At 37.3% G+C, this 25,217-nt stretch carries 21 protein-coding genes; 15 read left to right on the top strand and 6 right to left on the bottom strand.

Annotated features, from left to right (window positions below):
* The first annotated feature begins 72 nt into the window (after positions 1–72).
* Positions 73–1,449, top strand: coding sequence for an MFS transporter (locus ABXH06_RS02940; RefSeq protein ID WP_353517226.1), 1,377 nt, complete (start codon positions 73–75; stop codon positions 1,447–1,449).
* Positions 1,450–1,475: 26 nt separating this feature from the next.
* Here the strand turns inward: ABXH06_RS02940 and ABXH06_RS02935 are convergent, their stop codons facing one another.
* Complete coding sequence (locus ABXH06_RS02935) at positions 1,476–1,964, bottom strand: hypothetical protein (RefSeq protein ID WP_353517225.1); 489 nt, start codon at positions 1,962–1,964, stop codon at positions 1,476–1,478.
* A 196-nt stretch (positions 1,965–2,160) separates the two neighbouring features.
* Between ABXH06_RS02935 and ABXH06_RS02930 the strand changes: the two genes are divergently transcribed.
* From ABXH06_RS02930 to pssA, 3 genes are all read left to right on the top strand, one after another.
* Positions 2,161–4,191, top strand: a complete 2,031-nt coding sequence (locus ABXH06_RS02930) for an oxidoreductase (protein ID WP_353517224.1) — start codon at positions 2,161–2,163, stop codon at positions 4,189–4,191.
* A gap of 105 nt (positions 4,192–4,296) precedes the next feature.
* Entirely contained in the window at positions 4,297–6,267 is a 1,971-nt protein-coding gene (locus tag ABXH06_RS02925) for a methyl-accepting chemotaxis protein (RefSeq protein ID WP_353517223.1), read from the top strand.
* A gap of 34 nt (positions 6,268–6,301) precedes the next feature.
* Entirely contained in the window at positions 6,302–7,615 is a 1,314-nt protein-coding gene (gene pssA, locus ABXH06_RS02920) for a CDP-diacylglycerol--serine O-phosphatidyltransferase (protein WP_353517222.1), read from the top strand.
* Positions 7,616–7,642: 27 nt separating this feature from the next.
* On the opposite strand, the gene ABXH06_RS02915 is transcribed toward pssA, so the two are convergent.
* On the bottom strand, positions 7,643–8,344 hold the full coding sequence (locus ABXH06_RS02915) for a 2OG-Fe(II) oxygenase (RefSeq protein WP_353517221.1): 702 nt from the start codon (positions 8,342–8,344) through the stop codon (positions 7,643–7,645).
* A gap of 86 nt (positions 8,345–8,430) precedes the next feature.
* Between ABXH06_RS02915 and ABXH06_RS02910 the strand changes: the two genes are divergently transcribed.
* From ABXH06_RS02910 to ABXH06_RS02895, 4 genes are all read left to right on the top strand, one after another.
* A complete protein-coding gene (locus ABXH06_RS02910; protein WP_353517219.1) occupies positions 8,431–8,841 on the top strand; it encodes an acyl-CoA thioesterase in 411 nt (136 codons plus the stop codon).
* A gap of 84 nt (positions 8,842–8,925) precedes the next feature.
* Positions 8,926–9,897: a Gfo/Idh/MocA family protein gene (locus ABXH06_RS02905; RefSeq protein ID WP_353517218.1), complete on the top strand. Its 972-nt coding sequence runs from the start codon at positions 8,926–8,928 to the stop codon at positions 9,895–9,897.
* A 334-nt stretch (positions 9,898–10,231) separates the two neighbouring features.
* On the top strand, positions 10,232–10,885 hold the full coding sequence (gene ssb / locus ABXH06_RS02900) for a single-stranded DNA-binding protein (RefSeq protein WP_311578844.1): 654 nt from the start codon (positions 10,232–10,234) through the stop codon (positions 10,883–10,885).
* A gap of 164 nt (positions 10,886–11,049) precedes the next feature.
* Positions 11,050–11,853, top strand: a complete 804-nt coding sequence (locus ABXH06_RS02895; protein WP_353517217.1) for a hypothetical protein — start codon at positions 11,050–11,052, stop codon at positions 11,851–11,853.
* 133 nt (positions 11,854–11,986) lie between these two features.
* Here the strand turns inward: ABXH06_RS02895 and ABXH06_RS02890 are convergent, their stop codons facing one another.
* The 4 genes from ABXH06_RS02890 to ABXH06_RS02875 form a co-directional block, all read right to left on the bottom strand.
* Entirely contained in the window at positions 11,987–12,862 is an 876-nt protein-coding gene (locus tag ABXH06_RS02890; RefSeq protein WP_353517216.1) for an SMP-30/gluconolactonase/LRE family protein, read from the bottom strand.
* Positions 12,863–13,035: 173 nt separating this feature from the next.
* On the bottom strand, positions 13,036–13,227 hold the full coding sequence (locus ABXH06_RS02885) for a hypothetical protein (RefSeq protein WP_311578834.1): 192 nt from the start codon (positions 13,225–13,227) through the stop codon (positions 13,036–13,038).
* A gap of 144 nt (positions 13,228–13,371) precedes the next feature.
* Entirely contained in the window at positions 13,372–14,493 is a 1,122-nt protein-coding gene (locus tag ABXH06_RS02880; protein ID WP_311578831.1) for an anhydro-N-acetylmuramic acid kinase, read from the bottom strand.
* Complete coding sequence (locus ABXH06_RS02875; protein ID WP_311578828.1) at positions 14,493–15,863, bottom strand: peptidoglycan DD-metalloendopeptidase family protein; 1,371 nt, start codon at positions 15,861–15,863, stop codon at positions 14,493–14,495. Before ABXH06_RS02875 ends, ABXH06_RS02880 begins: the two co-directional genes overlap by 1 nt.
* Before the next feature lie 159 nt (positions 15,864–16,022).
* Between ABXH06_RS02875 and tyrS the strand changes: the two genes are divergently transcribed.
* The 7 genes from tyrS (at position 16,023) to ABXH06_RS02840 (ending at position 25,212) form a co-directional block, all read left to right on the top strand.
* Positions 16,023–17,222 (top strand): tyrosine--tRNA ligase, encoded by a 1,200-nt coding sequence (gene tyrS / locus ABXH06_RS02870; RefSeq protein WP_353517215.1) that lies wholly within the window; start codon positions 16,023–16,025, stop codon positions 17,220–17,222.
* Between the two features lie 250 nt (positions 17,223–17,472).
* Complete coding sequence (locus ABXH06_RS02865) at positions 17,473–17,724, top strand: hypothetical protein (RefSeq protein WP_353517214.1); 252 nt, start codon at positions 17,473–17,475, stop codon at positions 17,722–17,724.
* 192 nt (positions 17,725–17,916) lie between these two features.
* Positions 17,917–20,052, top strand: a complete 2,136-nt coding sequence (gene nosR, locus ABXH06_RS02860; RefSeq protein ID WP_503012476.1) for a transcriptional regulator NosR — start codon at positions 17,917–17,919, stop codon at positions 20,050–20,052.
* A gap of 46 nt (positions 20,053–20,098) precedes the next feature.
* The gene (nosZ, locus tag ABXH06_RS02855) at positions 20,099–21,988 is read left to right on the top strand and encodes a TAT-dependent nitrous-oxide reductase (RefSeq protein WP_353517213.1); all 1,890 of its coding nucleotides are present in this window, start codon (positions 20,099–20,101) and stop codon (positions 21,986–21,988) included.
* Positions 21,989–22,074: 86 nt separating this feature from the next.
* The gene (locus ABXH06_RS02850) at positions 22,075–23,439 is read left to right on the top strand and encodes a nitrous oxide reductase family maturation protein NosD (protein WP_503012475.1); all 1,365 of its coding nucleotides are present in this window, start codon (positions 22,075–22,077) and stop codon (positions 23,437–23,439) included.
* Entirely contained in the window at positions 23,439–24,392 is a 954-nt protein-coding gene (locus ABXH06_RS02845; RefSeq protein ID WP_353517212.1) for an ABC transporter ATP-binding protein, read from the top strand. The genes ABXH06_RS02850 and ABXH06_RS02845 overlap by 1 nt, the downstream gene beginning before the upstream one ends.
* Before the next feature lies 1 nt (position 24,393).
* Positions 24,394–25,212 (top strand): ABC transporter permease, encoded by an 819-nt coding sequence (locus tag ABXH06_RS02840; RefSeq protein ID WP_353517211.1) that lies wholly within the window; start codon positions 24,394–24,396, stop codon positions 25,210–25,212.
* Positions 25,213–25,217 lie beyond the last annotated feature (5 nt).

Below are 25,217 nucleotides of genomic sequence, written 5' to 3'. Positions count from 1 at the left end.
TTTGTTCATTCAATTGTCGTGTTAAACTAGCGCGGATTTATTTTGATAGTTAAAGGTTTATGATCACCCGCCATGAGCAATTCAGCACTAAATAGCATTGAGAAAAAAGCGGCATTTTCACTCGCCATCGTTTTTGGTTTGAGGATGTTAGGTTTGTTTATGATCTTGCCGGTATTTGCTATTTATGGACAAGAGTTAGTGGGGTATAACCCCATTTGGATCGGTTTAGCGATAGGTGCTTACGGATTAACTCAGGCGATGTTGCAAATTCCTATGGGGATTTTATCGGATAAGTATGGTCGTAAACCCATTATTTTAGCAGGTTTACTCATTTTCTTATTAGGCAGTGTCGTGGCGGCAATGTCTGAAACTATATACGGTGTTGTAGCCGGTCGAGCGTTACAAGGTATGGGGGCAATTGCGTCTGCTGTTTTAGCCTTGGCGGCTGACTTAAGCCGGGAAGAGCAGCGCCCCAAAGTGATGGCAACGATTGGTATGTTTATCGGCTTATCGTTCACATTAGCGATGATCATAGGCCCTGTAGTCGCGCAAGCATTTGGCTTAAGTGGTTTGTTTTGGTTTACTGGTGCATTAACGATTGGCGCTATGATAATGATTCAATTTATGGTGCCGTTTTCAGTCAATAAAGCGCCAAAAGGTGATAATGTTGCCTTGCCTAATCAAATAGGTAAGCTGATCCGCGATCGACAATTAATTCGTTTAAACATTGGGGTTTTTACTCTACATATGGCACTAACAGCTTGCTTTGTTACTTTGCCAAAACAATTCGTAGCAGCGGGTTTAGCGCTAGAAAATCATTGGCAATTATATTTACCAACATTATTGGGGTCTTTCTTTTTAATGGTGCCGTTTATGATTTTAGCGATCAAAAAACAAAAAGAAAAACAAATGTTTTCCTCGGCGGTATTACTTTTTTCTTTAGCCTTGATGTTATTTTGGTTGATGGATAATTCATTAAGCTCGCTTATTGTTTTAGTGATGTTATTTTTCACCGCTTTTAATTATTTAGAAGCAACTATGCCTTCGTTGTTATCTCGTTTAGCGCCTGCAGGAGTTAAAGGGAGTGTGATGGGAATATATTCCAGTAGTCAATTTATGGGCGCTTTTACAGGTGGTGTTCTCGGTGGTGCCATAGCAAGCCAATTTGGTGAACAAATGATATTTCTCGTGATGTCTTGTTTAGGATTATTGTGGTTTATTGCGGCGACCGGTATGAAACCGCTTAAAAAGTCTAAAAGTTATAGTTTTACAACGTCAATAGCAACTGAAGAACAAGCTGATATTGTTGCTGAAAAACTCATCAATTTACCTGGAGTACTAGAAGCTACGTTAGTGCACAGCGAAGCGGTGGCATATGTAAAGCTTGATGATAAAATGGTGGATTTTCAAGAGATTAAAACATTATTAAATCAAACTCCTATAAGATAAACTCGATTTAATATTCGTTAAGACAATCAAGATAAATGCGTGATTTCATCAATGTGTATGGTATTACCTAATGTGATTGATACTTCGTCGTATAATCGTTGATTTATCAGCGATTGTCCCATTGGCGACTCAGGGGTGATCACCGTAAATTTCTTACCCGCTACTTCGCAACGATAACCCGCAGCCGCTGGTGCAATGAATAAATATTGTCCTATGGTTTGCTCTTGAGCAAGTTGGACAATTGAGCCTAGTTTAATAGAAGTGTGTGGTGCTGGCCGTTGTTTCAATATTTCAAATAACTGCTCGAAAGAAATTATTGCTTGTTTCAACGATTCAACTCTTCTAGATTGCCCTTCCGCTAAATAACCGGCTTCAATTGCTAAAGTATCGTATTGCGTTTCGGCAATAGATTGATCGTCAATCGCCGCTTGATGAGCATTATTGGCCGCTGACAATAAAAGTTGCAGTTCGTCGTTTAAATAACGAATGATGTTATTAATAAGTGCTAATTTCATACTAAATAAAGCAAGATTTTTTTTCAGTGTAACATGTTCATAATTAAGTCGTTTATAAGAAAATCTCTCAGCTAATCTGACAGGTGTCAAAATAAAGCTTGAGTTTTAATGATTGAAAGACTAATTTATAACAAACTGACTAGCGTCAACTTAAAACCATTACGCTTGTTTTACGATAATCATTAAGAAGCTGAATATGACAACAACATCATCTTTTCCTCACTTACTTGAACCGTTAGATTTAGGTTTCACTTCATTAGCTAATCGTAGCTTAATGGGCTCAATGCACACAGGTTTAGAAGAAGAAAAAGGTGGTTTTAAAAAGCTAGCTGCTTTTTATGAAGCTCGTGCCAAAGGTGGGGTCGGCTTAATTGTCACTGGAGGGATCAGCCCAAATGCTCGAGGTAGATTATCCCCTTTTGGTTGCCAATTAAGTTATTTTTGGCAGGTTGGGAAACACAAACAAGTGACCGAAGCGGTGCATAAATACCCAACCAAAATATGCTTACAGTTATTGCACGCAGGTCGATATTCGTATCACCCCTTTAGCTTATCATCGAGTAAAGTTAAATCGCCAATCAACCCTTTTACCCCCAGTGAAATGTCTGTAAGACAAATAAAAAGCACTATCAAAGACTTTGCTCATTCAGCAAGTTTAGCGGCAAAAGCTAATTATGATGGCGTCGAAATCATGGGCTCAGAAGGGTATTTAATTAACCAGTTTAGTTGTGTTCGCGTCAATAAACGCACGGACGAATGGGGCGGTTCAATTGAAAACAGGATGCGACTGGCTTGTGAAATCGTCAAAGCAGTACGAGCAAAAGTGGGTAAAGAGTTTATCATTATTTTTAGACTATCTATGCTGGATTTGGTTGAAGGCGGTAATAGTTGGCAAGATGTGGTAACTATGGCTAAAGCCATTGAAGCAGCTGGCGCAACGATTATAAATACAGGTATAGGTTGGCATGAAGCCCGCGTACCAACCATAGTAACGTCGGTTCCTAGAGCTGCTTTTACTTGGATCACTGAGCGAATGAAAAAAGAAGTATCAATACCTTTGGTAACAACGAACAGAATAAATACCCCAGAAGTTGCCGAACAAGTATTAGCGGATGGTCATGCTGATATGGTTTCAATGGCGAGACCTTTTCTCGCTGATGAAAACTTTATACAAAAGGCAATAGAAAATAAAAGTGAAGAAATCAATACTTGTATTGGATGTAATCAAGCTTGTTTAGATCATGTTTTTAAACAAAAAAGAGCTTCTTGTTTAGTGAATCCACAAGCGTGTTATGAAACGGAACTTGTTATTGAAAAATCAACCGTTAGTAAAAAGTTAGCCGTGGTAGGTGCAGGTCCAGCTGGTATGGCGTTTAGTGTTTATGCTGCAAAAAAAGGTCATCATGTCACGCTTTTTGATAAGTCAGAAGCATTAGGTGGGCAATTTAATGTCGCTAAACAAATACCTGGTAAAGAAGAGTTTTATGAAACGATTCGATATTTTGATGTACAACTTAAAAAGCATAACGTTACCGTTGAATTTAACGCTGAAAAAAGTGCAGAGTCATTAATTGAAGCAGGCTTTGATGAAGTGATTTTAGCCACGGGGATTTCTCCAAGAAAACTTAATATTCCAGGTTTCGAGCATCCAAAAGTGAAGACTTACTTACAAGTATTAAAAGATAAAGAGGCGGTTGGCGATAAAGTTGCGATCATTGGCGCGGGAGGAATCGGTTTTGATGTCGCTTGTTATTTGGCTGAAGGAAAGTCGTTAACCACAGATAAAGATGCTTGGTTAAAAAGTTGGGGCGTTGATAAAAACTATACTGAAAATGGTGCTTTACTGGCGCAACCTGAGCATGAAAAAACGCAAAAAGAAATTTATCTTTTACAGCGTAAAACGACTAAAGTAGGTGCCGGCTTAGGTAAAACATCGGGTTGGGTTCATCGCGCAACATTACAGAAAAATGGTGTAAATATGATGGCAGGTGTTACGTATAAGGCAATTGATGATCAAGGCTTACACATTGAAATTGATGGCAAAGCACAGGTATTGCCGGTTGATGATGTTATTATTTGTGCCGGTCAAGAGCCAGAGCGTTCGTTATATCAAAGTTTATTAGATGCTGACGTTACAACTCATTTGATTGGTGGGGCTAATGTTGCGGCAGAATTAGACGCTAAAAGAGCGATCCGTCAAGCGGCAGAGTTAGCGATGACGATTTAATCTATGGTTTTATTTTCATATATTTAAAAACTTATAATTTTTTTGAAATTTTAGTCTTAATGAAGTGGTCAGCTATCTTTGTGCCACAAAACTATAAGAGTAATTATGACTATTATTTTAAAACCCGCGATCTCTTTATCTAACTCTTTAAGATTTAAAGCTAAATTCATCTTACTATCGTTAATGTTTTATTTACCTTTATTGGCTTGCTTTAGTTGGATAGTCGGTGATCAATTAACTTTATTAGAGCAATATGAGCACGAAATAACAGGATTTGAGCAAATTGAAAAAGTGCTTTCATTAGAAGTCAATCTTGCAAATATACGACAAGATATAAATAGTTCATCAGAAATCACTGATGAACTTAAGCGATTAAAAGACAATATATTAGCAAATGAAGAATTTTTATCACTTAATAATCAAACCAATGAGTTAGTAAGCTTTTGGGAAGAAAATCAAAATAATTTTACGGACGATAACTTCACTTTATATAATGAGTTTTATAGTCAAACATTATCTCTTCGAGAAAACATTGCTGCATTAAGTGGTTTAACCCGAGAAAGTGATGTGGTCGCTTTTTATCTAATAGAAGCAGCAGAACAGCATTTACCCGCATTAATAGAATATAGTAGTCGTTATAACGATTTAGTTTCTCAGATCATACAGCAAGGATTTAGTGCAGAGTCATATACATTAGTTGTTGCTTTAAATAATCGCTTAAGTGAGCTTACAGCAAAATTTGAGAAAACGATTGAACAATTAAGTCGCGCTTCAACCGAAGGTTTAGATAAATATGTACAAAACTCTAGAGAAATTATAGGGGATATTACAACTTACCAATCAGTTATTAACGATCAAGTAATTGAACCTGATACTATTTTACTTTCACTATCAAAGGCTAAAACGTTAGCTTCACAGCAGTTAGATTCCGTAAAGGCTTTGAAGCAACAAACTAATAAGTATTTCATTACTCGAATAAATGAACTAAGACAAAAAAGTTCCACTGTCATGTGGATTTTATCTGTTGTTATTTTCTTAGTTATTATGTTGAGTTGTTATTTATTGTTAGCTATTTATCAGTCATTAAGAAGCAATGTTGAATTAATAAACTTAGCGACAGAGAAGCTTGGAAATGGTGATTTTACAGAAACGCTAGTAGTTAATTCAAAAGACGAATTGGGAGATATCGCGCGAAGTTTTATTCATATGCAAGAAAAAATTCAGAAGTTATTACATTCATTTGAAGGGGATGTCATCGAGCTAAGAAGTGCTGCAAATGATATTTATCAACTAACCGGTAATATGCAAAGAAGTATTTCAGAGCAGCAACAAGAAACTCACCGAGTTGCCGCTGCTATTAGCCAAGTTAGCGATTCAGCTCGCGTTATCTCTGAAAATACCGATGGAGCTCAACAATTAACAGAGTTAGCTAATGACAATGTCATGAAAGGAAAAACTGTTGTAAGAGATACAGGAGAAACCATTCATGATATTTCAAAAGAAGTTAATACTTCCGCATCGGTTATTAATCATTTAGCAGAACATAGTAGTGAAATTGCAGGTTTTGTTAATGTGATCCGTGAGATAGCAGATCAAACAAACTTATTAGCGTTAAATGCGGCCATTGAAGCTGCTAGAGCAGGAGAGCAAGGACGAGGTTTTGCCGTTGTTGCTGACGAGGTTAGAACTTTAGCAAGTAGAACTCAAGATTCTACTGCTGAAATACAACGAATTATTGAACAATTACAAAAAGGGGCAAGTGATTCTGTTTTAGCTATGAAGTCAGGCGTTGAAAAATCAGAGCTAGGTGTAGAAAAAACGGAGCAAGTTCAAAATACTTTTATCGAAGTTACCAATAATGTTGGTGATATTGTTAATGCGACCATAGAAATATCAGCGGCAGTCTCTAAGCAGAGAGGGGATGTATTAGGAATTAATGAAAATACTAAAAATATCGCTAACGGTGCAGATGAAGTGATGCAATCTGCAAATAAAGCTGCTGAAGCTGGGCAAAGCTTATCAAAATTAGCCGATCATTTATCAAATCAGCTTGAACAGTTCACCTTAAAAAAATAAAATCAACGGGTTGAGTTAATGAAGAAAAAATCAAATGAAACTACCGTCAATTGGTATTGAGCAGCAAGATGTCGATGTTTTGCTGTCGCCAACTGCCTATAAAGAAATATTTTTAGATCATATAAAACAAGCAAAAACACGTATTTATATTACGGCACTCTATTTACAAGACGATGAAGCTGGCCGAGAAATATTGACCGCTTTGTATCGTGCTAAAGTACAAACACCTACGTTAGATATTTGCATTTTTGTAGACGCTCACCGTGCGCAACGTGGATTAATTGGCCAAAAAACGCAATTGGGCAATCGTGCTATGTATGCTGAATTTGCGCAAAAGCATCAAGTAAACATTAATTTTTATGGTATCGCCGTTAAGCCTAAAGAATTACTGGGCGTGTTGCACTTAAAAGGCATTGTCATTGACGATATGCTACTTTACAGCGGTGCGAGCATTAATAATGTTTATTTACATCAGCACAATAATTACCGTTTAGATCGTTATTATCTTATTAGTTCAACGGCGTTAGCCAATTGTTTTTGCCAATATTTAGTGATTAATTTTATCGAATCAGGTGTGGCAATACGTTTGACCGATACAATACCGATCACGAAAAAACAAAAGAAAATACAAAGTAAAAAAACGAGGGCAATTGTTAAACGTGCTGATTATCAGTTTGCTGAAGTGAACAAAACAAGCGCTATCCAAATCACGCCCTTTGCGGGTTGTGGCATCCGTCGTAATCAGCTTAACCATCAGGTTTGTCAGTTAATAAAAGACAGTACTGAGTCTATTGTTTTATTTACTCCTTATTTCAACCTACCTAGAGCCGTAACTAAGCAGTTAACTCTTGCACTGAAACGCGGAGTCAAAATCACTGTCATTGTTGGCGATAAAACCGCCAGTGACTTTTATATCGCGGATCCAGAAAGGTTTAGTTTAATTGGAATTATTCCTTATATTTATGAACAGATTTTACGAAAGTTCCTTAAGCGCTGGCAAAAATTTGTTAATTCAGGTCAGTTAGTTTTTAAGCTTTGGCAAGATGAAAGCAACAGCTATCATTTAAAGGGACTGGTTGTTGATGAAACGAAACACCTACTTACCGGTAGTAATTTAAACCCAAGAGCATGGGGTTTAGATCTCGAAAATGGCTTATTATTACAAGATCCTACTCAACAATTATTGGCGGGTTTTCAGCAAGAACTCGCGAGTATTTGTCAACATACGCGTGATATTACAAGTTATAAGCAAATTGATTCACAACGTGATTACCCCCTAAAACCGCGCAAATTATTAGCGCGTTTATCGATGTCTAAAGTCGATCGTTTACTAAAACGATTTTTATAATTGAGCGAGTAATTATTTTCAACAACTTTACTTTGTCGGCGTATAAATTCGCTCTGCAGGATTATATAAAACCCAAGAAGTCAGGACATATTTATCTGATGATAATGGGATATTCCCTCGATGAGTGTGAGTAAATCCGCAAGGGGCAATAATCATACTTCCAGCTTTGGGTTTAATGCTTTTCTTTTGATAGTAAAAGTCAGTTTCGCCCCCTTCTTCGACATCATTTAAATAAAGTAAGATCAGCAAAGTGCGGTGTAATGCATCATTATGACCTTGTTGCGGAAATATTTCTGAATGCCAATACTTATAATTCCCCGCATTTTGTTGATATTTTTGCGCATTAATTGGTGCTAACCGAAATAAATATTTAATTAAATTTAAAATATTTGGCTTACCCACTTCCTCAAAATTTTCTTCAGTAAGTTGTACTGGTTGCTTCGTTTTTGGATGTTCCATAACTAATGAAATAGAGCCGATAAGACTAAAAAAATACTTGCTCATATATTCCATAACTTTACCAGTACATGCCTGAGTTATATGCGAGAGCTGTTCTTGAAATTCATGATGTTGATTGAGATAAATATCTTGGCTTAACTTCTTACTCGTATCTACACCACCACCTGTGCGTCCTTCATTTTTATAAGGACTTTGTTCAAACGAGCGGATAAATTCTTGGCAAAACGTTGTTGATAAAGTCTCTGGGTATATTTCAATAAAATCTGTCATAAGTATTTTTATTATTATTTGTCTGCACAACAGAATACACTACAACAGAATTAATTTGTAGAACCAAATAAAGCGAGCATGTTTTAATGTCAAATAACTATTTTTTAGAAAAATTTAACCCTAGGTTTAGCGATACTGATGCCTTAGGTCATATTAATAATACGATGGTGCCTGTGTGGTTCGAAGGTGCTAGGGATGAAGTATTTAGATGGTTCACACCTACATTAAATTTATCTGAATGGCGACTTATATTAGCGAAAATTGAGGTGAGTTTTCATGGTCAAATGTATTATGGTAAAGCCATAGAAGTGCGTACTTATATTGGTAGGATAGGCTCTTCTTCATTTGATGTTTATCAAGAGCTTTGGCAAGACGGCGAAGTGAAATCTTCAGGCACGGCAGTAATGGTTCACTTTGATTATCAGCAACAAAAAGCACAAAAAATTCCTGAAGAAATCGCGAGTAAAATGGCCGAATATTTAAAACCTAACTCGTAAAGTCTGTTGGTTGATAGTTAAGGATTATAGAAAAACAATCGCTTGCTTACGTTAATAATACTAATACATACAAAGGAGTAAAGAGTGAGTAATAAGTTACGCTGGGGAATTGTTAGTACCGGTCGAATCGCGCAAGAATTTTGTCAAGATATGCGCTTTGTTGATAATGGTGAGCTTGTTTCTGTGGCAGCAAGAAAACTAGATGACGCGAAAACATTCGCTAATAAACATGGAATTAAAAAAGCGTACCAAGGTTATCAATCGTTATTTGATGATGCGGATATCGATGTAATTTATGTTGCTACTCCTCATAATTTTCATTTTCAAAATGCTAAAGACGCCTTACTTGCGGGGAAGTCAGTGTTATGTGAAAAACCTATCACGATTAGTAGTGAAGAATGCCAGCAGTTGACTGATTTAGCACAGTCAAAAGGTTTGTTTTTAATGGAGGCTATGTGGACATATTTTTTACCTGCCATTAAAAAAGCGAAAAAATGGTTTGACGAAGGGCGAATTGGCACACTTAAACATATTAAGGCAGACTTTGGCTATTTCATGCCTTTTGATCGCGAGTCTCGATTATATAATGCGGAACTTGCTGGTGGATGCTTGCTCGATATGGGCATTTATCCAATTGCGTTATCAAAGTATTTTAACGACTATCCGCTCGAAAATTTAATGGTGAAGTCGCATATTGCTGCAACAGGAGTTGAAGATGATATCGTTATATTAGCTGATTCTGGCGATGTCAAACTAACCCTAGCAAGCTCCTTTACTTGTCAATTACCAAACACCGCTTACATTATTGGTGATGTGGGCTATATAGCTATACCTAACTTTTGGCACGCTAAGCAATGTGCTTTATTTGTCCATGATGAACAAATCGATTATTTTGATGATAAAAGACGTAGTTTAGGGTTTAATTATGAAGCGCAAGCTGTTGGAGATGCGATTCAACAGCAGCTACTTGAACACCCTTTAATGCCACATAAAACTAGTTACGAATTACAAAAACAAATGGAAGCTGTGTTTGCTACCTTTAAATCAATTAATTGACCCGTTATTTTGTTGGACTACGATAAAAGTATGTGTGATGCATGCTGGTGTTTTATTCTGAGTTATTGAAAACTTGGGCAATATTTCATTCAAGGTAACTTTCTAAACCGATAGGCTCATTTATTGATAAATTAGCCATCAACTTTGCGACAAAAATAACAGAATTAAACGTGCAAAACTTTGGATTAACGAGTATATTACCGACATAAAATACTCTACTCAAATATCTCTTTTGTATAGTACTACTTTGTAAAAAGTAGGGTTAGTTTTTAGTAGAGTTTTACTTTCGTTTAATAGATATAACCTTTGAAAAACAAAGGCTGGAGAGGAATTAATGGCAAGCCGCGGCGTAAATAAAGTAATTATTGTTGGAAACTTAGGGCAAGATCCTGAAGTGCGTTTTATGCCAAATGGCAGTGCTGTTGCAAACTTTACTGTAGCAACTTCTGAAACTTGGAAAGATAAGCAAACCGGTGAGCAAAAAGAGAAAACTGAATGGCATCGTATTGTTATTTATCAACGTTTAGCTGAAATTGCTGGCGAGTATTTGAAAAAAGGCTCTAAAGTTTATTTAGAAGGGCGTTTACAAACGCGTAAGTGGCAAAATCAGCAAGGTGCTGATCAATACACTACCGAAATTGTTGCCAATGAAATGCAAATGCTTGACTCTCGCGGCCAAGGCGGCGGACAACAAGCCGGTGGTTTCACTGGTCAAAATGCACCTCAAACTGGTGGCTTTGCCGCACAGGGTCAACAACAAGGTGGGTTTGCTAATCAAGCGCAACAAAAACCAGCTCAACAACCTGTTTATAAAGCACCACAACAGCAAGGCTATCAACAACAAGCACCACAGCAACAAAGTGGTGGCTATGCACAACAAGGGCAGCAACAAGGTGGTTTTAATCAAGGACAGCAAAATCAGCAACAAGCCCCTAAGGTAAACCCTCAAGAGCCAACGATTGATTTTGATGACGATATTCCGTTCTGATTCAAGACAAAATATTAAATGTTGAAGAGTATTCTAGAAAGCCGCTATTAAGCGGCTTTTTGATTTTCTCCTGTACAATAATATTTAAAACAGTTACTTACCTTTATATAGGTATACCAATATGTAAATATAGCTTGCGTGTTTTTACCAGGATGAAAATTTTAATGTTTAATTTTATAAGAGTTAGTATTTTTTTCGTCGCTGTCATTTTCTTTAGCAACGATGCATGGTCAATTGAACCATTAAAATTGAAGGCTGGTTTATTTGAAGGGATTAGCGAGTCAGACTTTTCGTATAAACTGATTGAGTTTAACGCTAATGGTCAGCATAGAATGTTTACTTTGAAGATCGCCAGTGCCTTTAGAAAAGTAAAATTCAGAGCCTTTTCTGATCATGATATAAATTGCGATATTACAGCATGTGTTATTAATATAGTTAACGAGCATAATCCCAACGAAAACACACGTTTAATCATGACTCCCCACTTAGATAATGCGTTACAAGTCATGGATATGAGCACAGATCATAATGGCCAAGCTATATTTACACAAACATACCAACTTGATAAGCAGCAAAAACAATCGACTGTTCGTGAATTCGTTCATATGTATAAAGATAGACTCGAGTCGCTAACGTCTATTCGCCAAAATGAGTTTTATGGGTTTTGGATAGGAGTATTAAATATCGATGGAAAACCAGAGCTGTTAAGTTTTGAAGCACACCCTGATAAAACTTCACACTTTGTTCGATTCGTGAATGGCGAAAGTTTTACTAATAAAGCATCTTTTACTCCCGCGAATGTCAGTAAAGTGGGGAGCCTTATCGAAATTGAAACAGACCATCTGACTTTTGCTAATAAATTATTAATTCATAAACATAATGCGGTGCTTGAAGGCTATATGTACTCTACTTATAAAGGCACAACGCTTCAAAAAGGGGTATTTCGTTTATATCGAATTAAACAATAGTCGTTCGAAAAGACAAGAACAATAGGCTCTATTAATAATCGACTAGAGCATGTAATTAATTAAATAGCCTCACTTAAATATAAAAAACCAGCATTAACGCTGGTTTTTATGGATTGCAAATACGAAATTAAACTTATCGATAGTTTCGACCGGCAATATGATTGTAATAGGTTTCTATTGCGCCACGCTTTTGCATCGTAATGAAAAGCTGTTTACCGTCTGTACCACCAAATGCAACATTGGTTGGGTGCTTTCCTGTTAACGGTATAGTTTTAATAAGCTCACCTTGGGGTGACAGTACTGCAACAACACCTGCACCATATCGCGCTACGTATAAATTACCCGCATTATCGGTACGCATGCCATCCAAACCATGATCTTTAAATTTATAAAAAAGGGCTTTATTTTGAATATTGCCTTTTTCATCGAGAGAATACCGCCAAATATTGCGTTGCACACTTTCATTCACATAAAGTGTTTTATTATCTGGACTCACTTCAACCCCATTTGTCGTGCCCATATTCGCTTCTAATAATGTATTAGTGCCATCAGCATTAATGCGCCATAAATTTCCAGTATTATTTGACCAGTTAGGGTCACTCGCAAATAAAATTCCATTATCCATAATCGCGATATCATTGGGCTGGTTCATTTGTTTATTATGCGAAAATACCTTTACGTTTATAGTGTTAGGCTCAACTATCAAGACATTATGGTTAACATAATCAGCGATATACATATTGCCTTTTTGATCAAAACGAATGCCGTTGCCAATAGAGCCATTCGGTAAGGTTAAATATATTTCGCCTTTATTGCTTTGGGTAACTTTGCCAATGGTGCCTTCTTTAGCGAAATTCACGGCAAATAAAGTCCCGTTTTTATCGACCGCTGGACCTTCAACACCTTGTGTAAAACTGTGATCTGGCATCCAATCGGTAGTATGTTCAATATTTGCTAGGGTGGTTGCTGAAATAAAGAGGAGTGAAAGGACAAAGCTATTATTTTGCATAATCGAATATAGTTAAGAAAATGATAGAATAACTTAACATATTTTTTTTACTGGATGAGCAATATTAAGTTATATGATTTAGTTATTTTGAATAATGGGTATAAAAAAACCTCTTTATATAAAGAGGTTCTATTAATTATAAATACTAGGGTAAGTTATTCGATAGATAAAAATTAGTAATATGTATCTTCACGATTGTGTGCTTGCGGATCTTCGATTATATCATCAAAGTCTACTTCAAAGCTGTTATTGTCGGCAGTGTTGGCGATGTAAATTGTTTTGGTTGAACCATCAATCCATGTAACGGTACCACTGCCTTTCACACTACCGCATTTCATGCCGATATGAATATCATTAAACTCCATAGTTCCTCCTAATTATGCAAATACATACAGCACAACTTATTAGATATTTATTTTTGTAAATAGTTCAAAATCTGTTCAAGTTGTGTGTGCTTTATACAGCGAGGAATTCATTATAGGGAAAAACATTTTGAAATCTAGAGGGGGTTACGGATAAAACTTAGTACCAAGAATCGTTTTTCTGCTAGCCCCCGTCACGGTTGGTATATTTCCATAGATCTTTTTTTCATATGCGAAAGCGAGCCATGCAAAAGCAATGGCCTCAAACGCGTTATTATTCAGGTTTAATGAATTAATAGATTTTATACAATGTTCAGTAAGTTGATGTTTTATCAGCTTATAACAATGCTCATTTGCAATTCCTCCACCGCATAAATATACGAAACTCTTCGGGGATAATTTATTGATTTCTTGCGCGATAGAATTTGCAGTTAAAGCACTTAATGTCGCTTGAACATCAACAGGATCTAATGAAAAGTCGGTTAAATATGGCGCAAGCCAATTGAGATTAAAATATTCTCGTCCGGTACTTTTCGGCGCAGTTAATGAAAAATATTGATCGGATAAAAGCTTAGCGAGTAATGCCTGATTGATGTTACCTTGGGCCGCCCATTGGCCGTTTTCATCATATCGCTGTTGGGTATGTTTATAACACCATGCATCGAGTAATGCGTTTGCCGGACCTGTATCAAATCCGATAATTGACCGGTTTTTATCGCGGGGCAAAAAAGTAATATTGGCAATGCCCCCCATATTTACAATAAAGGTATCTTGTTGTTGGTCGGCAAATAAATACTGGTGAAAAGCAGGAACAAGTGGGGCTCCTTGTCCACCTAGGGCGACATCTTTTGTACGAAAATCACCAATGACCTTAATATTCGTTAAACAAGCTAGTGTTTGATGACAACCAATTTGCAGTGTAAATGGATACTTATTGGTGTTATCGATTACAGGACGATGGCGTACGGTTTGCCCGTGACAACCTATGGCGACAATATCCTTAGCGGTCAGTTTTTCTTGTGTTAATAAATGATGGATAGCATGAGAAAAATAATGAGCCAATTCAACACTTAAGTTACCCATTCGATCAATTTCATTGTCGCCTGAGTCATATAAGGCGGTGATTTTCTGGTGCAGTTGATCATTATACGCCTGATACCAATGGGCTTTTAATTGTACGTTACCCGAAGAAAAATCTACTAGTGCAATGTCTACTCCATCTGCGCTAGTGCCGGACATTACACCAATATAGTAGTTATTATTTGCCATTATGGTGCTTGTTGATGACCATTTTTTGGGGGGTTCAAGGTCGTTAATGCGATTCTAGAACCAGATAGCTCTGTTAAGCGACGTTCAGCAATCGCAGCAAAAGCTTGACGATATTTTTTATCTATTGGCTTTGCATCGGGTAATTTAACAGTACGTGGATTTCTATGAACGCCATTTAACAAAAACTCATAATGTAAATGAGGCGCTTGTGACATACCCGTTGAGCCTACATAACCTATAACTTGTCCTTGTTTAACACGTTGGCCTTTTTTAACCGCACGTTTTGAAAAATGCAGGTATTTAGTCACGATACCATTACCATGTTGGATAAATACGTAATTTCCATTGTATTTATTATAGGTTGAATGGGTCACTTTACCGTTACCTGCTGCTACTACTGGCGTGCCTTTATTCGCCCGATAATCTGTGCCGCGGTGCGCTTTCCAACGTTTTTGAATTGGATGAAAGCGTTTAGGTTTAAAATTAGAGCTAATGTATTTGAAATTAACTGGTGCACGTAAAAAAGCTTTACGCATGCTTTTGCCATCAGGACTATAGTATTCACCGTCAGTAAAGCGAATGGCTTGAAAGGGGTCGTCTTGGTTAATAAACTCTGCGGCTAAAATTTTACCGTTACCAATAAATTCGCCATCAACATACTTATTTTCATACACCACATGAAAACTATCACCTTTACGAATATCTAAAGCAAAATCGATATCCCAACCGAAAATATTCGCTAAATTAATAATTTGTCCATCGTCTAACCCCGCCGCAATACCGGCATTCCAAAAGTTAGACTTGATCACGCCATGAGCAATACTCTCTCTGATCTCTACGGATTTTGATTCTTTAAAGGAGTGGTATTGGCCCTCAACTAAGTTAACAAATAACGTGTCGGTTTTTGAAAGCGGATATTCTAACGCGCTAAGCTTTCCTGTTGAATCTTTACCTATACGTAGAGTGTCTCCGACATTTAATTTTTTTAATAAATGACTATCTTCGCCTTTTGCTCGACTTACATCATGGGTAGTACGGGCGTTATATCCTAGTCGTTTAAATATTTTTGCTAAAGAATCACCACTTTTCACCTTCGCCGTTTGCCAAGTAAGTTGAGGTTGCTCAAGCTTTATTTCATCTGGCTGAGCTTGCTCTACTTGAGTCGAAATTGCGCTTTCGATTTCTGATTGTTCAGGAACCGATAACTCATATCGTTGACCGACTTTAAGCGAAGGTTGTTCCGATTGACGGCTAGCCGTTGCTTTTTCTGAGGGGAATATAATAAGCAGGAGTAATAATATACTGACAACAGAGATAAAAATTCTGTGCTGTTTGGGTAATTGTATATATAATTTTTTTAAATTATTCAAGAGGTTACTACCTGTACGACAAGCTTTAATACGACATCTGTCGTTTACTATAACAAAATAATATGCAATGAAACAATCTTTGACGTTTCACAGGCTATGAATTTACAGTAGAATTCGTCAATTATTGTTTAAATTATCCCTGTTATTGGAGTTAAATTGATGTCAGATGTCAGCCTAGCGTTTGCAGAAATAAAACGCGGTGCCGAAGAAATTTTGCTGGAAGATGAGTTATTAGAAAAATTAAAGCAAGGCAAGCCACTTAAAATAAAGGCTGGCTTTGATCCAACAGCACCTGATCTCCATTTAGGTCATACAGTATTAATTAATAAACTGCGTCAATTTCAACAATTAGGTCATGAAGTCATTTTTTTGATTGGTGACTTTACCGGTATGATTGGTGACCCAACAGGTAAAAATGTCACTCGTAAGCCTTTAACGCAAGAAGATGTTTTGGCAAACGCTGAAACCTATAAAGAACAAGTGTTTAAAATTTTAGATCCTGCGAAAACCCGTGTTGAATTTAATTCTACTTGGATGGAAAAACTTGGTGCAGCCGGCATGTTAAAATTAGCCTCTCGCCAAACGGTTGCTCGCATGATGGAACGTGATGATTTTAAAAAGCGATATGCTGGCGGACAGTCTATTGCTATTCATGAATTTATGTACCCGCTTGTTCAAGGTTGGGATTCTGTGGCGCTAGAATCAGATGTTGAATTAGGGGGCACGGACCAAAAGTTTAATTTATTGATGGGCAGAGAGTTACAAAAGTCAGAAGGTCAGCGTCCTCAAACAGTGTTAATGATGCCTTTGTTAGAAGGTCTTGATGGCGTTCAAAAAATGTCAAAATCATTAAATAACTACATAGGGATCACCGACAGCCCAACTGAAATGTTTGGCAAAATTATGTCTATTTCTGATGATTTAATGTGGCGATACTATGAATTATTAAGTTTTAAACCGATCGAAGAAATTGAAGCATACCAAACAAATATTGCTAACGGCGCTAATCCCCGTGATGTTAAAATTGATTTAGCCAAAGAGTTAATTGCTCGTTTTCATGATGAGGATGCTGCTCAAGCGGCTCATCAAGAATTTATTAATCGATTTCAAAAAGGCGCGATGCCTGATGAAATGCCTGAGGTAACACTAACGGTAGACAATGGTGAAATAGCCATTGCCAATTTATTAAAAGAAGCTGGTTTAGTGGCCAGTACTTCTGAAGCTATGCGCATGATTAAACAAGGTGCCGCTAAAATTGATGGCGAGAAAATAGCAGACAATAAAGTGGTTATCGCAGCAGGTACAACGGCGGTTTATCAAGTAGGGAAGCGGAAATTTTCTAAAGTGACAGTAAGTTAATTTATTGTGTCAGAGTTATTAAGCTAACCGTTTAATAATTAAAGTGTTAACCGAAAAAAGCCAATTGTAAAAATTGGTTTTTTTTTGACTAATTGTTATTGATAGTTTTAAGCGATACGTCTAAAATTTTTACAGTAAAAACTGATCACAAGAGTAAACAGGATTTAACTTGTTGAAGTGTATAATGATAGTAAAACTGGAATATAAAATGCTTATATTTCGAGTATGCATTTTTTAAGAGTAATTTTTGATGGCACAAAATAGTCTCAGGGATCCGTTAATAGAAAGACGATCGAGCCAAAACAACTTCGATGAATTATGGTCTAACTTGACCTTAGCACAAAAATTCGCTGCAAGTAGTTTAACTAAATATGGATATGAATTGTCATATATTCGTTGCTCTTCCGCTGGAAACGTCGCCTTTATGACGGTTGATGATAATGTGGCAACTATTGAAATGGACGGTGAAATTAACACAACCCCCTCTGTTTTTGTTCGGTAATCAATCTCTTAAATTCATCTCTCAAACTCAAATTTTCCCGTTATATTGATCTAAATCAGATTTTTTCACATCCACTTTCAAACAACATTTAGATCATGATCTAGATCAACCTCTCATCACGACGCTTACGTATTATGTGCGACATATTGTCGCAGTTGATGCTTCAACTGCAGTGCTACGTAGTAAGAGTTCATGATTAATATTCAAAGAAATCTACAATGTGTTGTTTATATTTTTCTGCTTGCGGCTGCTTTGTTGTGCACTAGTATGTCTGCCAACGCCTTATTCGTTAGCCCTCCTAAAGATCCTATTCCACTGATCCATGAAATATTTCCAAATTTAACCCATATTAGTGAGAAAACTGGCGACCCCTTAGTTTGGACTATCTATCAAGACAGTGAAATTATTGGTTATGCTTTTGAAACCAATGATATTGCCAAAATTCCTGCCTATTCAGGTGAACCAGTAAATATGTTAGTTGCCATCAACCCCCAAGGGGTTTACCTCGGCGCTAAAGTACTTGAGCACCATGAACCTATTATTCTTGCTGGTATTCCTGAGAGTAAGTTACATGCCTTTGCAGAGCAATATGATGGTTTATCAGTGAGTGATCGCTTAAAAGTTGGTGGTAACAACCAGCAAGAAAATATCATTCATATTGATGGTTTATCAGGTGCTACCGTAACTGTCATGGTAATGAATGTGGCGATTACCAAATCGGCCACTAAAGTGGCGCGTTCGCTGGGGATTATTAGTGCTAGCCAAGAAATTATCCAACCTATGTCAACCATTTACCCTGATGTTTACCAAGAGTCTTCATGGCAAACGCTTATTGGTGATGGCTCTATTCGACGATTAACCTTGAATAGAAAAATGGTTGATGAAGCTTTTGTCGGTACAGCGGCTGAACATATTGATAAAGCCAATGCCGATCAAAAAGAAGATATGTTTGCTGATATCTATTTTGCGCAAGCCAATATTCCAACGGTTGGACGAAACTTGTTAGGGGATGCTGAATATCAATGGCTTATGAGCAGTTTAAAGCCAAACGAACACGCCATTATTTTATTAGGCAATGGTTATTCTTTTAAAGGCTCTGGCTATGTTCGAGGTGGGATTTTCGATCGTATTCAAATTTTGCAAAATGGTGATGCTTTTGCTTTTCGTGACTTGGATCACAATCGTGTTACTGACCTTTATCTTGAAGGTGCGCCGCTTTTCAAAGAGATGTCGTTATTCATTGTCCGAGCTCAACATGAGTTTAACCCCGGTGTAGATTGGCAGCTTGAATTACTCGTCAGACGTCAATTAGGCGCGGTCGATAGCTTATTCACCAGTTTTAAGGGGGATTATCATACCTTAGATCATTATGTTGATCGCCCAGCCGTTATAATACCAGAACCAGAATTAACCCTGACTCAGCAAGTATGGCAAGAAAAAAATACTGAGGTGATCATTTTAGTGATCTTGCTTTCTATTGTCGTGATGAGTTTGTTTTTTCAGGATATTTTGGTTCGACATCCTACCTTTATGCATAACTTTAGACATGCGTTTCTTATTGTCACTGTTGTTTTTATCGGTTGGTCTTGGGGCGGACAATTATCTGTTGTAAATGTCTTTACCTTCTTACAAGCCTTTATGACGGACTTTTCATGGGACTTGTTCTTACTCGACCCTATTATTTTTATCTTATGGTGTGCCGCAGCAGTAACCATGATTTTATGGGGACGTGCTGTTTATTGTGGATGGTTGTGTCCATTTGGCGCTTTGCAAGAATTGTTAAATATTTTTGCGCGTTATATAAAAATTCCACAATTTGAATTGCCTTGGGCTGTGCACGAACGTTTATGGGCCATTAAATATTTAATTCTGCTTGGCTTGTTCGGGTTATCAATGGAGTCATTGGCGTTGGCTGAACAATTCGCCGAAATAGAACCGTTTAAAACGACTTTCTTATTGAAATTTGATCGTGAATGGCCGTTTGTTTTATACGCATCAGCTTTACTTATCATCAATATATTTAATCGTAAATTTTTCTGTCGGTATTTATGTCCATTAGGGGCGGCGTTATCGACCAGTAATAGTGTTCGATTATTTAGTTGGCTACGTCGTCGACCAGAATGCGGTCAACCTTGTAAAACATGCGCCAAAGAATGTGAAATTCAAGCTATTCATCCTGATGGCGAAATTAATATGCGTGAATGTCATTACTGTTTGGATTGCCAAGTCACTTACTTTAATGAAGAAAAATGTCCTCCATTGAAAAAATTAGCACGTAAAAAGAACCGCTTTAAAGAAAACGAAATAGAAACTGTCAATGTCGCTTAAGTGACTTACGTTAAAAATTTTATAGATAAAATAACTGGGGAAGAGTATGAGTAATGAAGATAAAAGCTCAAATAATGTTGAGCTAGAAAGTGAAGATAGACGTAAATTTTTTGGTAAAACAGCTTTAATTGGTGCTGGCGCTATTGCTGCTCCTATGACCGCTGCTATGTTTTCATCTATGGCACAAGCGCAAAGAAGTGAAGCGGCGAATAGTCCACATGTTGGCCCAGGTGATTTAGATGAATATTACGGTTTTTGGAGTGGTGGTCACTCAGGTGAAGTACGAATAATGGGCGTGCCATCTATGCGTGAGTTAATGCGTATTCCGGTATTTAATACCGATAGTGCTACTGGTTGGGGATTAACCGATGAAAGTAAACGAATTAAAGGTGATAGTGCGCACTTACATGCAGGGGATTCGCATCACCCACATATGAGTATGACGGATGGCCGATATAATGGTAAATATGTTTTCATCAATGATAAAGCTAATTCTCGGGTAGCTCGTATTCGTTGTGACATTATGAAATGTGACAAAATGATCACCATTCCTAATGTACAAGCAATACACGGATTACGGGTACAAAAAGTGCCTTATACCAAATACGTAATTTGTAACGGTGAATTCGAAATTCCGATGAATAATGACGGAAAAGGCGGCATGAAAGATGTCAGCACGTATCGTTCGTTATTTAACGTCATTGATGCTGAGAAAATGGAAATCGCTTTCCAAGTCATGGTGGACGGTAATTTAGATAATACTGACGCTGATTACGATGGAAAATATTTCGCTTCTACTTGTTATAATTCAGAAATGGGCATGAATTTAGGAGATATGATCTCGTCTGAGCGTGACCATGTTGTTGTATTTAGCCTTGCACGCTGTGAAGCGGCGCTAAAAGCCGGTAAATTTAAAACCTATAATGGTAATAATGTGCCTGTACTTGATGGAACCAAGGGCTCTGAATTAACCCGTTATATTCCTGTCCCTAAATCTCCACATGGTATGAATACCTCGCCAAATGGCGAATATTTTGTTGCGAATGGTAAACTATCACCGACAGTATCGGTGATCGCTATTAACAAATTAGATGCCTTATTTTCAAATAGCATCAAACCTCGTGATACCATTGTTGCTGAGCCTGAGTTAGGTTTAGGTCCTCTTCATACCGCGTTTGATAATAAAGGTAATGCATATACCACGTTATTCCTTGATAGCCAAATTGCCAAATGGAATGTGCAAGATGCTATTGATGCCCATAACGGTAAAAAAGTGAATTATATTCGTCAAAAACTCGATGTACATTATCAACCAGGTCATAACCATACTTCGGCCGGTGAAACGCGAGATGCTGATGGTAAATGGTTAATCGCCTTATGTAAGTTCTCTAAAGACAGATTTTTACCTGTTGGTCCATTACGTCCGGAAAATGATCAGTTAATTGATATTTCAGGTGATGAAATGAAGTTAGTGCATGATGGACCTACCTATGCCGAACCGCATGATTGTATGATTGTTCATCGCAGTAAAATGAAACCGCTGAAAATCTGGCCAAGAGATGATGTGATGTTCGCCGAAACCATCGCTCAAGCAAAACGTGATGGTGTCGATGTGTATACCGAAAACAAAGTGATCCGTGATGGTAATAAAGTTCGTGTATACATGACTTCCATTGCTCCTACCTACGGTATGGAGTCATTCAATGTGAAATTAGGCAATGAAGTCACTGTTATTGTTACTAATCTGGATCAAGTTGAAGATGTAACTCATGGTTTCTGTATGACAAATCATGGTGTTCAGATGGAGATTGGTCCGCAAGCAACTGCGTCAATTACCTTTACCGCCAATAAACCCGGCGTTCAATGGTATTACTGTAATTGGTTTTGTCATGCATTACATATGGAAATGCGTGGAAGAATGTTTGTTGAAACCTAAAAACAGCACGTTTATTAACTGAGATCAAAAGCATAACATTTAATCGGTGTTATGCTTTTTCTACGTGATAGAAGAGCTGTAAATTTATGATATGTAAATATGCCCAACTCCTCCTGATTATTGCGCTGTTTAGTGGTATGCCAATATCAATTAATCAAGCTTACGCAAGTGAAGTCATGGTGTTACCAAGTGATAACTTACAGGAGATGATTGATAACGCCAATGATGGTGACACCCTGATATTGTCTGCCGGTCGATATCGAGGAAATTTTGTTATTTATCGGGCTATTCATTTAACAACTACCCCTGACGATCAGCAAAAAGCGATTATAGATGCCCAAGGAGATGGTCACGCGATATTGCTGAAAAATTCTCATATCTCGATTGAAAATTTAACCATTGAAAATTGGGGCAGTGATTTAACCGAACAACATTCCGGCATATATTCTGATGAAAAAGCCAGTCATCTGGTGATCCAAAACAATTACCTTAAAGGCGATGGTTTTGGTATTTGGTTACAAAAAGGGGAATCAATTCATGTAATTAATAATACAATTGAAGGGAATTTAGCCTTACGTTCAGCAGATCGAGGTAATGGGATTCAACTTTCTATTGTTAAAAATGTTGAGGTGAGAGATAACGAAGTTTTTCACACGCGAGATGGCCTATATATTATTTCCAGCCAAGACAATGTGTTGGAAAATAACACCCTGCACGATTTACGTTACGGTATTCATTATATGTATTCACACAGTAACAAAGTGCTTAACAATTTGGCCTATAACACGAGAGCTGGTTATGCCTTAATGAGTTCTCGAAATTTAATTGTTGATGGTAATAGCACGCTTGATAGTGAAGATTATGGTTTTTTAATGAACTTTATTACGTCATCAACCATTAGTAATAATTACATTAAAAATGTTTGGACTAAACCAGAAAACAAAGTATTAGGCCGAGATGGCAAAGGCTTGTTTGTTTATAATTCTGCCTATAACTCGATTTATGGCAATGTGATAGATACAACGGAAATCGGTATACATTTAACTGCAGGATCTGAACATACAAAAGTGTATGCCAATAGTTTTATCGATAACCCAACACAAGTGAAATATGTTTCCAATAAAAACCAAGAATGGAGCCAAGAGGGGGTTGGTAACTATTGGAGTAACTACTTAGGGTGGGATATGAATAACGATAAAATAGGTGATGTCGTTTTTGAGCCTAATGATGGTATCGATAAACTAGTGTGGCAATATCCAGAAATGAAGATACTAATGGATAGTCCTGCTGTGATCATTTTACGGTGGGTACAAAGGCAATTTCCTATTTTAAAACCATCAGGGGTCAAAGATAGCTTCCCGCTGATGAAATCGCCTCATGCAAGCCAATCTGCAGAAAATTCAAACATTGAATTAAGCCTTGTACAACTCAATGTTAAGGACGTGCATTAATGTCAACTTCTCCAATCATTAGCCTATCAAATGTAGGCAAGCAATATGCAAAATTAACCGCGTTGAATTCGATTGATATGCAATTGAATCAAGGTGAAGTGTTAGGTCTGTTTGGTCACAATGGTGCAGGTAAAACCACAATGATGAAATTGATCTTAGGGGTTATTTCGCCAAGTCATGGTGAAGTCAATGTCATGGGAGTTGCACCTGACTCTAAAGCCGCATGGCACATGCGTGAACAAATTGGCTACTTACCTGAAAACGTCAGTTTTTATGAGCATTTAACCGGCTTAGAAGTGTTAACTTATTTTGCTCGATTAAAAGGTTTTTATCCTAAACCGGCGAAGCAGCATGCGATTGAATTATTAGAGCAAGTCGGTGTTGTCCATGCGATGAAAAAGCCGGTTAAAACCTTTTCAAAAGGTATGAGACAACGCTTAGGGTTAGCTCAAGCATTTATTGGTAAACCTAAATTATTATTGCTTGATGAACCGACTGTCGGATTAGATCCCATTGCAACTGCCGATTTTTATCGAACAGTTGATCAATTAAAGAGCCAAGGTTCAAGCGTTATTTTATGCTCTCATGTTTTACCGGGAGTTGAACAACATATTGATAGAGCAATGATACTCTCGTCAGGAAATATGTTAGCGATTGGCACATTAGCTGAATTACGTCGACAAGCGAATTTACCAATAAAAATAACACCTCATGGATTAAATGGCGCTCTTCGACAAGACGCACATTTACTGAAATTCCTAGAAAGTGGTGACAGCGATTCAGTATTAATGGTACCAGAGCAAGATAAAGTCGCGATGTTACGTTACTTGTTAGCGTTTGAAACTATTGATGATATTGATGTGGATAAAGCCAACTTAGAACAGGTTTACCAATATTATTTACAGCAAAATAAAAGCGATAGTAAAGTCAAAAATTTAAGCACAGGAGCTTAGTATGAATCAGATATTAGCCGTTGCAGGGAAAGAATTTTTTGATGGTTTACGAAACCGTTGGCTCATTTCAATTACCATTGTTTTTGCCGTTTTATCGATAGGTTTAACGTATTTTGGCGGCGTTGCATCGGGAGAAGTAGGGGTGACTTCACTGTCTACCACTATTGCGAGCTTGGCAAGTTTAGCCGTTTTTTTGATCCCATTAATTGCCTTGTTATTAAGTTATGACAGCTTTGTTGGTGAGCAGGAAAGCGGCACCTTACTTTTATTATTAACTTATCCGCTGAGTAAAACGCAATTATTGCTCGGTAAATTTATCGGACAAGGTGGCATTATAGCCTTAGCTACTTTGTTAGGTTTTGGTGCTTCAGCACTGATTTTATACCTACAAGTGAAGGATCTTGAAGTAGTTCGTTTATTCAGTACCTTTATTGCTAGTGCCGTTTTACTTGGCTTAAGCTTTACTGCCATAGCTTATGTTATCAGTTTAACGGTAAATGAAAAATCTAAAGCGGCAGGTATTGCCTTACTGATTTGGTTTTTCTTTGCTCTCGTGTTTGACCTTGCCTTGTTAGCATTACTTGTGGGAGTAGAGCAGGGGGTTAGTCAGCAAGGATTAACGCAAATTATGATGTTTAGTCCATCCGATATTTTCAGATTAGTCAATTTAGCGGGCCTTGACAGTAGTGATGTAAATGGCGTGCTAGCCATAGCTATTAAGTCGAGTTTAACTCAAGGGCAATTATTTTTCGTGCTCTTTGCTTGGGTGATGTTACCTCTAGCGGGTGCTAATTTTATTTTTATGAAAAAAACACTTTAATCTTA

This window comes from Thalassotalea sp. SU-HH00458, from assembly GCF_040362795.1.
Taxonomy (GTDB): domain Bacteria; phylum Pseudomonadota; class Gammaproteobacteria; order Enterobacterales; family Alteromonadaceae; genus Thalassotalea_H; species Thalassotalea_H castellviae.
This window is presented reverse-complemented; position numbering and strand designations above follow the sequence as displayed.

Excerpts from the sequence above, each read along its gene's own strand:
- ABXH06_RS02940 (WP_353517226.1), top strand. The coding sequence starts at position 73 with ATGAGCAATTCAGCACTAAATAGCATTGAGAAAAAAGCGGCATTTTCA.
- ABXH06_RS02935 (WP_353517225.1), bottom strand. The coding sequence starts at position 1,964 with ATGAAATTAGCACTTATTAATAACATCATTCGTTATTTAAACGACGAA.
- ABXH06_RS02930 (WP_353517224.1), top strand. The coding sequence starts at position 2,161 with ATGACAACAACATCATCTTTTCCTCACTTACTTGAACCGTTAGATTTA.
- ABXH06_RS02925 (WP_353517223.1), top strand. The coding sequence starts at position 4,297 with ATGACTATTATTTTAAAACCCGCGATCTCTTTATCTAACTCTTTAAGA.
- pssA (WP_353517222.1), top strand. The coding sequence starts at position 6,302 with ATGAAACTACCGTCAATTGGTATTGAGCAGCAAGATGTCGATGTTTTG.
- ABXH06_RS02915 (WP_353517221.1), bottom strand. The coding sequence starts at position 8,344 with ATGACAGATTTTATTGAAATATACCCAGAGACTTTATCAACAACGTTT.
- ABXH06_RS02910 (WP_353517219.1), top strand. The coding sequence starts at position 8,431 with ATGTCAAATAACTATTTTTTAGAAAAATTTAACCCTAGGTTTAGCGAT.
- ssb (WP_311578844.1), top strand. The coding sequence starts at position 10,232 with ATGGCAAGCCGCGGCGTAAATAAAGTAATTATTGTTGGAAACTTAGGG.
- ABXH06_RS02895 (WP_353517217.1), top strand. The coding sequence starts at position 11,050 with ATGTTTAATTTTATAAGAGTTAGTATTTTTTTCGTCGCTGTCATTTTC.
- ABXH06_RS02890 (WP_353517216.1), bottom strand. The coding sequence starts at position 12,862 with ATGCAAAATAATAGCTTTGTCCTTTCACTCCTCTTTATTTCAGCAACC.
- ABXH06_RS02885 (WP_311578834.1), bottom strand. The coding sequence starts at position 13,227 with ATGGAGTTTAATGATATTCATATCGGCATGAAATGCGGTAGTGTGAAA.
- ABXH06_RS02880 (WP_311578831.1), bottom strand. The coding sequence starts at position 14,493 with ATGGCAAATAATAACTACTATATTGGTGTAATGTCCGGCACTAGCGCA.
- tyrS (WP_353517215.1), top strand. The coding sequence starts at position 16,023 with ATGTCAGATGTCAGCCTAGCGTTTGCAGAAATAAAACGCGGTGCCGAA.
- ABXH06_RS02865 (WP_353517214.1), top strand. The coding sequence starts at position 17,473 with ATGGCACAAAATAGTCTCAGGGATCCGTTAATAGAAAGACGATCGAGC.
- nosR (WP_503012476.1), top strand. The coding sequence starts at position 17,917 with ATGATTAATATTCAAAGAAATCTACAATGTGTTGTTTATATTTTTCTG.
- nosZ (WP_353517213.1), top strand. The coding sequence starts at position 20,099 with ATGAGTAATGAAGATAAAAGCTCAAATAATGTTGAGCTAGAAAGTGAA.
- ABXH06_RS02850 (WP_503012475.1), top strand. The coding sequence starts at position 22,075 with ATGATATGTAAATATGCCCAACTCCTCCTGATTATTGCGCTGTTTAGT.
- ABXH06_RS02845 (WP_353517212.1), top strand. The coding sequence starts at position 23,439 with ATGTCAACTTCTCCAATCATTAGCCTATCAAATGTAGGCAAGCAATAT.
- ABXH06_RS02840 (WP_353517211.1), top strand. The coding sequence starts at position 24,394 with ATGAATCAGATATTAGCCGTTGCAGGGAAAGAATTTTTTGATGGTTTA.